Consider the following 9,898-nt stretch of genomic DNA (forward strand, 5'->3'; position numbering starts at 1 on the left):
AGCTTCTTCGGGATCTCGGAGATCGCAAGCTTATTCTGTCGGTTGGTCGCACCGATTATACCAAGGGGGGCATCGAGCAGCTTCAGTCGTTTGAGCGCATTCTCGAGGATCATCCTGAATTTCGTGGCAAAGTTCAGTTGATGCATGTCTCGGTCAGCGCAAACCGGGGCATGGCCGCCTATGGGGAAATCCAGTCTGCCATCGAAGAAGCGGCGGGGCGTATCAACGGGCGCTTCGGGTCCTTGGATTGGCAGCCGATCACTCTTGTTTCGCGGGCGATACCATTCAAAGATTTGGTAGCTTATTATCGTGCTGCAGCCATTGCCTGGATCACGCCTTTGGCGGATGGCATGAACCTCGTTGCCAAAGAGTTCATCGCCTCGCGGGTGGATGGTGACGGGGTTTTGGTTCTGTCGGAATTCGCCGGAGCAGCAGTTGAACTTGAGGCTGCTGTCGCAACCAATCCGTTCTCGAACCGGTCTATGGACGTCGCGATTTGCCAGGCGCTGGACATGTCCGAGCCGGAACGCCTTGATCGTATGGCTTCCATGCAACGTGCTGTACGACAATACGACCTTTCAAGTTGGGGCCGGTCAGTGGAAAACCTCTTGCCCCACAATCAGAAATCAGCAGCCTGATCTCGAAACGGGGCCAACACGGCCCCGTTTTTCATTCCGCGAGATGACACGCAACGCGTATGCCGTTGATCTGTCGCATCGCCGGGCGGTCACGTTTGCAGACGTCCTGGGCGATTGGGCAGCGCGGGTGAAAGGCACACCCTGACGGTGGAGTGATCGGATCAGGAATTTCGCCTTCAGGCGGCAGAACCTCTCGCCCGAACCCGTCCATCTGAGGTGCGGCTTCCAAAAGCATCTGCGTATAGGGGTGCTTTGGGGTTTCGAACAGATCCTCAGGTGCGGCCTCTTCGACCAATCGTCCGAGATATAGCACACCGATCTTGTCAGCCATGTGCCGTACCACGGTAAGATCGTGGCTGATCAGAACATAGGTCAAACCGAAATCATCTTTAAGATCGCTCATCAGGTTCAGAACCTGTGCCTGCACCGAAACGTCCAAAGCTGAGGTAGGTTCGTCACAGACGATCAGGTTCGGCTCTGACGCAAGCGCACGGGCGATGCAGATTCGCTGGCGCTGACCACCAGAAAACTCGTGCGGGAACTTGCCAGCGTCCTGCACCGACAATCCGACCTGTTCGAGCAGCCTTTCAGACAACCCTTCGGTGTTCCCTCCACGCGATGCGACCGGTTCCACAATAATATCCTTAACCCGCCATCGCGGATTGAGTGACGCGTAAGGGTCTTGAAAGATCATCTGGATGTCAGACCGGATCGCGTCGATCTTGGCCGCATCGGTCTCGCTCGCCAGATCAATGCCTTCGATCTCGACAACCCCAGAGGTCGGTTTCAACAGGCCCACCAGCATTTTGCCGATGGTTGACTTGCCCGACCCGCTTTCGCCGACAAGCGCGTAGGTGCTACGCGGTTCCACGTCGAAATCCACCTCGGACACCGCAGTCAGAAAGGCCTTAGAGCGACGTTCGATCACACGGTTCAGCCAAGGCTTCGACACGTCGAACACACGGCTGAGGTTTTTGACCTTAACAAGCGCCATCAGATGACCTTTTCATCGACGAGAGGATACCAGCAAGCGGCCTGACCATTGCTCACACGCGGCACCGGGGCCTGCCGACATTTTTCCGTTGCATAAGGACAGCGGGGATTGAACGCGCACCCATCCGGCACCGCATCCAGACGCGGCATCGCGCCGGGGATCTGGTGCAGGCGGCTTTTGCCCTGCGAGGCCAGCGGCGTAGAGGCCATCAGCCCATGTGTATAGGGATGCTGCGGGTGGGTCAGCACATCTCGCACCGGTCCCAGTTCGGCCAAACGCCCGGCATACATCACCGCAACGCGGTCTGTGGCCTCAGCAATAACCCCCATGTCGTGCGTGATCAGCATCACGGCAGTTCCGCGATCTCGACAGAGGCGCCGCAAGAGCGCGATAATCTGCGCTTGCACCGACACATCGAGCGCAGTTGTTGGTTCATCTGCGATGATCAGCGACGGTTCAGCACACAATGCAAGTGCGATCACAACGCGCTGTCTCATCCCACCACTGAATTCATGTGGATAGCTGTTCACCCGCTCTGCCGCGCCGGGAATGCCGACTTCTTCCAAGGCAGCCACCGCGCGCTTTTCGGCTTCGGCCCGGCCTATCGGAAGGTGAGTCAGCATGGTTTCCGTCAACTGATCGCCAATCCGAAGCAACGGGTTGAGTGAGGTCAGCGGGTCTTGAAAGACCATGCCGATCTCCTTGCCCCGCAGCCGCCGCATCGCATCGCCCTTGAGATGATCAATGCGCTGTCCGTTCAGCCAAATCTCACCCTTGGAGATATGCGCTGGCGGTGTCAGCAACCCGATCACGGCATTCCCTGCCATCGACTTTCCCGCGCCGCTTTCGCCGACGATGCCAAGGATCTCTCCCGCCTGGATGTCATAGCTGACACCATCCACGGGTCGCACAATCCCGTGACGCGTTGGAATTTCGACCGACAGGTCTCGGATTGAAAGAACTGGATCAGCCATCAGCGGAGCCTCGGGTTCAAGGCGTCACGCAGCCAGTCGCCCAGCAGGTTCACTGACAGCGCAAGGACCAAAAGCGTTGCCGCTGGGAACAGCAAAATCCACCATTCACCAGAGAACAGGAAGCCCTGACCGATGCGGATCAGCGTGCCCAGAGATGGCTGTGTTGGCGGAGCGCCGACGCCCAGAAAACTTAGCGTTGCTTCGGCGATAATGGCCAACGCCAGCGAAATCGTCGCGATTACGAGAACTGGGGACAGCACATTCGGCAGGATGTGGCGTAGCATGATTGCTCCGGGTTTACGCCCGATCAGCCGCGCCGCCTGCACATACTCCTTGTTCTTCTCGACCAACGTCGCACCGCGAACAACCCGCGCGAATTGCACCCAGTCAGACAGGCCAATCGCAAGGATCAGCACCCAGATCGCCATCTGATCGCGATATTCAACAGGTGTGACGCCTTTGGCGACACCAAAGATCAGCATCGCCACCAAAATCGACGGAAAGGTCAGTTGTACATCGGCAGTGCGCATGATGATGGTTTCTGTCCAGCCTCCGACATAGCCAGAGATCAGCCCTAACGTGATCCCGAAGACCATTGCGAAGAACACGGCTGCCACGCCCACGAACAGCGATATACGCATTCCGTAAAGGATGGTCGAGAATACGTCCCGGCCCTGATCGTCAGTGCCCAGCAGGAACGAGTCCCCCGTAAACGCGTTCGGTGCCATTGGAGGCGTGAAACCGTTCATCAGATTGAGCGATGCCGGATTGAACGGATTGGTTGGAGCAATCAGAGGTGCGAACACGGCAGCCAGAACAAGGACCAGCACCACCGCCGCCGACACCATCGCGACAGGGGATCGTTTGAAGGTGTAAAAAAGGTCGCTTTCCAACGCGAGGCGGAAGCGTGACTTGGGTTTTACCGGGATTGGAAAATCCGACATCAGTGGCCTCCTGACCGGTCCGCCCGCAGGCGCGGGTCAATGAAGAAATAAAGGATGTCCACCAGCAGATTGATCCCGACGAACATCACCGAGATCAGCATCAGATAAGCGGCCATGACGGGGATATCGACGAACTGGATTGCGTTGATGAAGAGAAGTCCGACACCCGGCCATTGGAATACGGTTTCGGTGATAATGGCGAAGGCAATGATCGCGCCAAGTTGAAGACCGATCACTGTAATGACTGGCACCATCGTGTTCTTGAGCGCGTGACGGAAATTCACGGCGCGGTCGCGAAGACCCCGCGCGCGGGCAAAACGGATGTAGTCCTGCCTAAGGACTTCCAACATCTCGGATCGCACCAGACGCATGATCAGCGTCATCTGATAAAGTCCCAACGTAATCGACGGAAGGATCAGCGCTTTGAGCCCGCTTTCCGTCAGGAAACCAGTCGACCACCCCCCAAGGTCCACAGTTTCGCCCCGCCCGAAACTGGGCAGCCAGCCCAATTCGACTGAGAAAAGATAGATCAGCAGGATGCCGATCAGGAAGGTGGGTAGAGAAACCCCGATCAGCGATCCGGACATGATCACATTTGCCAAGACACCATCGCGCCTGATCGCCGTAAACACGCCCAGCGCAATGCCAAACAGGATCGCCAGAACGCCGGACACCATCGCAAGCTCAAGCGTGGCGGGCGCGCGTTCCAACAGGATCTCCGCGACGGGCCTGCCCTGTCGGTAGCTGACGCCAAAATTGCCCTGAACCGCGCCTTCGAGGAACTTGTAGTATTGCACCACGAAAGGCTGATCGAGGCCAAGCTGCGCCCTCAGACGGTCGATATCTTCGGCCGTGCGCTCCTGCCCCAGCATGTTGTCGATGGGATCACCGACAAAACGGAACATCGAAAAAGCGACAAGCCCGACGATCAGCAGCACAAGCGCCGATTGTCCAACACGCCGAATGATATATGCGAGCATGTCGCCCCCGGTGGTCTGTGTCCGAGGGCGGGTCTCAGCCCCCGGAACGCTTTAGTTTACGGTCACCCAGCGCAGGATGAAGAAGTCATCCGGACGCTGTGTCAGTTCGATATTGCTGCGAACACCCCACACCAAGGGCTGCACATACATTGGCACATAAGCCATTTCGTCCTGCAGGATTTTGGTGGTTTCGTCGATCATCGCCTGACGTGCAACCGGGTCAATCTCGGACTGGATCATCGGCAGAAGCTCATCCACCCGCGCGTTGGAATAACCGCCAAAATTCCAGCTCCCGACACGCAATTCTTCGTTTGGAGTGGCGGCAAGGAAGCGGATCGGATGTTCTGCATCGAACGTGCCCGGCGACCAGCCAAGAAGGAACATGTCATAATTGTCAGCGCGAAGTTCCGGCCAGTAGTTCTGCACCGGCATTGCATCCAGAGTTGCAGTGATACCCACCTGAGCCAGCATGCCCGTGATTGCCTGACAGACGGCCTCGTCGTTCAGGTAGCGGTTGTTTGTGCATTTGAATCCAAAACTAAACCCATCGGGATAGCCCGCCTCAGTCAGCAGAGCACGGGCACGATCCGGATCATGCGCGGGGCGCTCTGCAAGGGCAGGAACGTAGCCCTGCATTGCCGCGCTGACCAATTGGCTGACCTCTTCGGCATTCCCGCGCATGATGGTCTGAAGGATCGCCGGGACATTGATTGCATGGGCCACGGCCTGACGGACACGCACATCGGCGAATGGGTTGGCGTCAGTTGTCTCGGAAGAATATTTGAGCGTTTCTGCCTCATGCGGAAAACCCAACATAATGACCCGCGCTTCGATGCCCTGAATGACGTCGACATCTGAATTTTCCTTAAGCCGCGCCACATCTTGGATCGGCACTGGATTAATGAAATCCACATCACCGGACAGAAGCGCTGCAAGTGCCGTTGCCGGGTTCTGGATCGGCGTTAATTCGGCACGGGTGATGTTGTGCTCAGCTTCATCCCACCAGCTGTCGAACGGTTCAAGTACCGTGCGCAAACCCGGCTCGCGGGCTGTCACGCGGAATGCGCCGGTGCCGTTGGTGTTCAGCGTGGCATAGTTGCCATTCTCTTTATCCGGCAGTGCCGCGTTGTTCGCTTCGGCCCAACCACTATCCATGATCATCCAGTTAGCAATCGACCCCGGGAAAATCGGGTTGGGTGCGGTTGTCATGAAATCAACGGTGTAGTCATCGACGACGACAACGTCGGATACCGGCGCAAACCAGCTTCGCGTGTCGGACACTTCGTCTGAAGCGCGCTGATATGAAAACAAAACATCCTGAGCAGTGAACTCTGCCCCGTCATGGAACGTCACACCTTGGCGGAGCGTGAATCGCCAGCCTTCTCCATTGCCAATCGGTTCCCACGAGGTTGCAAGTGCAGGTTCCACCGTCATGTCTTTGCCGCGACGGACAAGTCCTTCGTAGACATTGTTCAGAAAGCCTAGAACCGGTGCCGAGTTGACCGCATGCGGGTCCATCGTCTGCGGATCGGTATTCACTGCCCAGGTGAATTCTTCGGCCTGCACAGCAGGGGCAAACGCAGCTATAACAGCTGCCAGTCTAAGTAAACGTCGCATGGCATTTCCCTTTGGCTACAATGAGCGATGTCGCGGCCCAGTCAGAAGGCCGCGACATATTGGCATGGTGTACCTGACCATGTTGGACGGGCGCACCACAAGGGCGCACCCGTACTATCAGTTCATTGTGAAGTATTTGATCTTCGGCTGATCCTCGGGGTCAACGTCGATGCCAACCTTTTCAGACATGCCCCAGTTCAGAACCTGGTGATGAATCGGGATGTAGAGCTGTTCATCCTGAACCACACGCCAGATCGACGCGATGTCAGCGTTGCGCGCTTCGAGATCGGTGTTCGAAGCAAGCGATTTGATCTTCGCATCCAGTTCATCATTGTCGTAGCCGGTGCCATTCCAAGTGCCGATGTCCGATTCCCTGCCATGCACGAGGAAGTTGAAGACATATTCGGAATCGTAGGTTGGAACACCCCAGCCCAGCATGTAGAAATCGGTGTTTCCATCTGTGATCAGCGGGAAGTGCTGCGCCTTGGGTTTCGCATCGAGGTTCACGGTCACGCCGATCTGACCCATCATGCCGACGGCGGCCTGACAGATCGCTTCGTCGTTGACATAGCGGTCGTTCGGGCAATCCAGACGGATCGAGAAACCATCCGCATATCCTGCCTCGGCCAAGAGCGCTTTCGCGCCCTCGATATCCGTGGTGGATTCGGAATCCATCGCCTCGGTCCAACCATTGACAAAGGGCGGCGCGATCATACCAGCGGGCTCGCTTTGTCCACGCATCACAACTTGGCGGATTGCATCGCGGTTGATGGCCATCGACATCGCCTTGCGCACACGCACGTCGGCCAATGGATTCTTGCCATCGACATTATCGGCTTCGATATCATCGGCGCCCATGTTCATTCCAAAGAAAATCACACGGTTCTGCGGCGCCTGTTTGACCATAAGCCCATCCGCATTGTTGACGCGCTCAAGGTCTTGGACGGGCATGTCCTGAAGGAAATCGACCTCACCTGACAGCAGCGCTGCAACGCGGGTCGCTGCGTTCTGGATCGGAGTGTAGACGATTTCCGTCACTTCCATCGGGAACTGGTCAATGCCCCAGTAATTGTCGTTCTTCACCATGACGGTCTTCACGTCCGGTTCCCGGCTTTGCAGCACGTAAGGACCGGTGCCATTGGCATTTGTGGTAGCAAAAGTGATCTCGCCACCTTCAAAGTCCTGCACGTTGGCAGTGTTGTTCGCTTCGGTCCAACCCTTGTCCATAATGAAAAGGTTGGTGAGGTTGGACGGCAGAATCGGGTTCGGACCATCGGTTACCATTTCAATGGTGTAATCATCCACCGCACGCACTTCGGTGATTGAGCCGATCAGCTCTTTCATGTCCGAGTTCGGCTGCTTGGCACGTTCAAAGCTGAAGACAACGTCTTCAGCCGTAAAGTCGGCACCATCATGGAATTTCACACCCTGCCGCAGGTTGAAAACCCAGACATTGGGATCATCGGCGCTCGGCGCCCAGTCGGTGGCCAGCGCCGGTTCGAACGCACCGGTCACGTCACGGATGATGAGCGGCTCGTACATCTGGTGGCGGATTGTGTGAGTCGGTCCTTCATTCTGTGCATGCGGGTCCAGTGTCAGTGCATCGCCAGAACGCGCCCAGCGCAGTGTTTCGGCGCTGACGGTTGCAGTCGTCGCCAATAGGGCCGCAGCCATAGATAAAGCAAATGTCGTCTTCATGAGACTTCCCTGTCGTTTGTTTTCGTTGGTGATTTGTTATCCCGACACTCTTTGCCAAGCGATCAAGATTGGCAAGCCCTTGGCAAGACAGGCGGGCGCAACGTCAATTCAGGACAGGAAATTTTCCGTTTTTCAAGCAGACCTCACAGCCGAACAAGACGCCAAAAACGTCATTTGTTTGCAATTTGAACTGTGTGAAAAATTTGGTGCCCAAGAGAGGCATTGAAATACTATATCTAGGTATATCACGGGACACCGCGCAGAACACATTCTCTTCAATTTCATGACTTTCTTTGCATCTCGGTGTTCCATGACGCCCCACCGCATACTATATGTTGCGGGTGGACCGAAGGGTGGACCAGATGACAAGAGCATTAAACAAGCTTTCAGCCCAAAGGTTGAAATCGGCAGGACCGGGCAAGCTGTCGGACGGGGGCGGGCTTTGGTTCGCTAAATCGAAGGACGGAAACGCCAAGTGGTTCTTGCGTGTCGTGGTCCATAGGCGGCGGCGTGAAATGGGCTTGGGGGCTTATCCCGCCGTATCGCTGAAAGAGGCGCGACTGGAAGCTGAAAAATGGCGGGCTGTCGTGCGAGAGGGCAAAGACCCGATCAAGCTGCGCGACAAGCTGGCCCGTGATGCAGAGCGAAACATGCACCTTTTGCACGACATCGCGCTGGATGCTTTCGAGAGCCGAAAGGCAGAATTGAAAGGCGATGGAACCGCAGGCCGTTGGTTCTCGCCTCTTGAGATACACGTCCTTCCCAAACTGGGCAAAGTGCCAGTGTCCGAGATTGACCAGCGCGACATCCGCGACACTCTGGCCCCGATCTGGCACGAAAAGGCAGAGACTGCCCGCAAGGCGATGAACCGACTGGCGATCTGCATGCGTCATGCCGCTGCGCTTGGCTTGGAGGTTGACTTACAAGCCACCGAGAAAGCCAAGGCGCTCTTAGGAAAGCAGCGCCACCAGACACAGAATACCCCGGCACTGCATTGGCAGGACGTGCCAACCTTTTACCAATCACTGACAGAGGGGACGGTCACAGAACTCGCATTGCGTTTGCTTATCCTGACCGCCGTGCGGTCCTATCCGCTGCGCTTCCTACAGCTAGACCAGATCGAAGGCGACATTTGGACCATACCGGCAGAAGCCATGAAAGGCCGCAAAGACGCCACCAGCGATTTTCGGGTGCCGCTGTCCACCGAGGCGCTAGCCGTGATTGAACAGGCCAAGCCTTTTGCGCGGGATGGATTTCTTTTTCCCGGTGTGAAGCGCGGCGTTATCTCGGACGCCACGATGTCTAGATACATGGACCGTCGCGGCATGGCCGAGCGGCCCCATGGGTTTCGGTCGTCATTCCGCGACTGGACCGCAGAGGCTACCCAAACGCCGTATGAGGTTGCGGAAACTTGCCTTGGTCATGTCGCGGGCAACAAGGTGGAACGAGCGTATCGGCGGACGGATTTCTTGGAGCAGCGGCGGGTTTTGATGGAGCGGTGGAGTACCTTCTGTTCGGAACGCGCTGGTGATGTCGTGTTGCGTGGTTTGTTCAATGGATGACAAGACGGCACCGATTGCTCATGTACTCACACATCACTTTTCGTCGCATGAGAAACAATCTGTTCCTGAAGGGTTTTCAGACGATCTAGTGGCGGCTCGACTTTCCAACTTATACAGCCGAGGACAAGAGGCGTTTCAAGGAGGCCGTAGTGCCCAAGACACCGAGACTTTACGGGAAGCGGTGTCATTGGCTTCCAAGCTCGACAAATTATATTGGCAGATGTCTTTGCCTACACGGAACGATTTCAATAGCTACCTTGAAGCCGAAGTATTATTTGATGACAGCGACCCAAATGGTTTCAGGCTGTCTGGATACAATGCTCACTCCCATAATTTAAAGAAAGCGCTTCAAGAGTGCCTTGCGACCCTCCCAACGGTAAAGAGAGACAGAAATATTGATTGGAAGTCCTGCGCTGTGGCCGCGAGTTTGCGTAAAGTTTGGGAAATTCGAACCGGAAAAAAAGCCCCAAACACGCTTCACGCAGACGCTC

General features: G+C 56.3%; 9 protein-coding genes. 3 read left to right on the forward strand and 6 right to left on the reverse strand.

Annotated features, from left to right (window positions below):
- The coding region (locus tag MCRY_RS21850) for a trehalose-6-phosphate synthase (RefSeq protein WP_139834155.1) at positions 1 to 638 on the forward strand (638 nt) is incomplete at its 5' end.
- Between the two features lie 31 nt (positions 639 to 669).
- On the opposite strand, the gene MCRY_RS21855 is transcribed toward MCRY_RS21850, so the two are convergent.
- The 6 genes from MCRY_RS21855 to MCRY_RS21880 all read right to left on the reverse strand — a co-directional run bounded on the left by MCRY_RS21855 (position 670) and on the right by MCRY_RS21880 (position 7,845).
- The gene (locus MCRY_RS21855; protein WP_085633827.1) at positions 670 to 1,632 is read right to left on the reverse strand and encodes an ABC transporter ATP-binding protein; all 963 of its coding nucleotides are present in this window, start codon (positions 1,630 to 1,632) and stop codon (positions 670 to 672) included.
- Entirely contained in the window at positions 1,632 to 2,606 is a 975-nt protein-coding gene (locus MCRY_RS21860) for an ABC transporter ATP-binding protein (RefSeq protein ID WP_085633829.1), read from the reverse strand. The genes MCRY_RS21855 and MCRY_RS21860 overlap by 1 nt, the downstream gene beginning before the upstream one ends.
- A complete protein-coding gene (locus MCRY_RS21865; protein ID WP_085633831.1) occupies positions 2,606 to 3,550 on the reverse strand; it encodes an ABC transporter permease in 945 nt (314 codons plus the stop codon). Before MCRY_RS21865 ends, MCRY_RS21860 begins: the two co-directional genes overlap by 1 nt.
- Positions 3,550 to 4,530, reverse strand: coding sequence for an ABC transporter permease (locus tag MCRY_RS21870; RefSeq protein ID WP_085633833.1), 981 nt, complete (start codon positions 4,528 to 4,530; stop codon positions 3,550 to 3,552). The genes MCRY_RS21865 and MCRY_RS21870 overlap by 1 nt, the downstream gene beginning before the upstream one ends.
- Positions 4,531 to 4,581: 51 nt before the next feature.
- Positions 4,582 to 6,147 carry an ABC transporter substrate-binding protein gene (locus tag MCRY_RS21875; protein WP_085633835.1) on the reverse strand — a complete coding sequence of 522 codons (1,566 nt, stop codon included), beginning with the start codon at positions 6,145 to 6,147 and terminating at the stop codon, positions 4,582 to 4,584.
- Between the two features lie 117 nt (positions 6,148 to 6,264).
- A complete protein-coding gene (locus MCRY_RS21880) occupies positions 6,265 to 7,845 on the reverse strand; it encodes an ABC transporter substrate-binding protein (RefSeq protein ID WP_085633837.1) in 1,581 nt (526 codons plus the stop codon).
- Between the two features lie 362 nt (positions 7,846 to 8,207).
- Here MCRY_RS21880 and MCRY_RS21890 point away from each other — a divergent pair, with 362 nt between their 5' ends.
- Both MCRY_RS21890 and MCRY_RS23055 read left to right on the forward strand, forming a co-directional pair.
- Positions 8,208 to 9,407, forward strand: a complete 1,200-nt coding sequence (locus tag MCRY_RS21890; protein WP_085633841.1) for a tyrosine-type recombinase/integrase — start codon at positions 8,208 to 8,210, stop codon at positions 9,405 to 9,407.
- The coding region (locus MCRY_RS23055) for a hypothetical protein (RefSeq protein WP_176234552.1) at positions 9,400 to 9,898 on the forward strand (499 nt) is incomplete at its 3' end. The genes MCRY_RS21890 and MCRY_RS23055, both read left to right, overlap by 8 nt.

The sequence above is a fragment of the Marivita cryptomonadis genome (genome assembly GCF_002115725.1).
Taxonomy (GTDB): domain Bacteria; phylum Pseudomonadota; class Alphaproteobacteria; order Rhodobacterales; family Rhodobacteraceae; genus Marivita; species Marivita cryptomonadis.

What these genes read in the sequence shown, in the direction of transcription:
- MCRY_RS21855 (WP_085633827.1), bottom strand. Translation starts at nt 1,632, where the DNA reads ATGGCGCTTGTTAAGGTCAAAAACCTCAGCCGTGTGTTCGACGTGTCG.
- MCRY_RS21860 (WP_085633829.1), bottom strand. Translation starts at nt 2,606, where the DNA reads ATGGCTGATCCAGTTCTTTCAATCCGAGACCTGTCGGTCGAAATTCCA.
- MCRY_RS21865 (WP_085633831.1), bottom strand. Translation starts at nt 3,550, where the DNA reads ATGTCGGATTTTCCAATCCCGGTAAAACCCAAGTCACGCTTCCGCCTC.
- MCRY_RS21870 (WP_085633833.1), bottom strand. Translation starts at nt 4,530, where the DNA reads ATGCTCGCATATATCATTCGGCGTGTTGGACAATCGGCGCTTGTGCTG.
- MCRY_RS21875 (WP_085633835.1), bottom strand. Translation starts at nt 6,147, where the DNA reads ATGCGACGTTTACTTAGACTGGCAGCTGTTATAGCTGCGTTTGCCCCT.
- MCRY_RS21880 (WP_085633837.1), bottom strand. Translation starts at nt 7,845, where the DNA reads ATGAAGACGACATTTGCTTTATCTATGGCTGCGGCCCTATTGGCGACG.
- MCRY_RS21890 (WP_085633841.1), top strand. Translation starts at nt 8,208, where the DNA reads ATGACAAGAGCATTAAACAAGCTTTCAGCCCAAAGGTTGAAATCGGCA.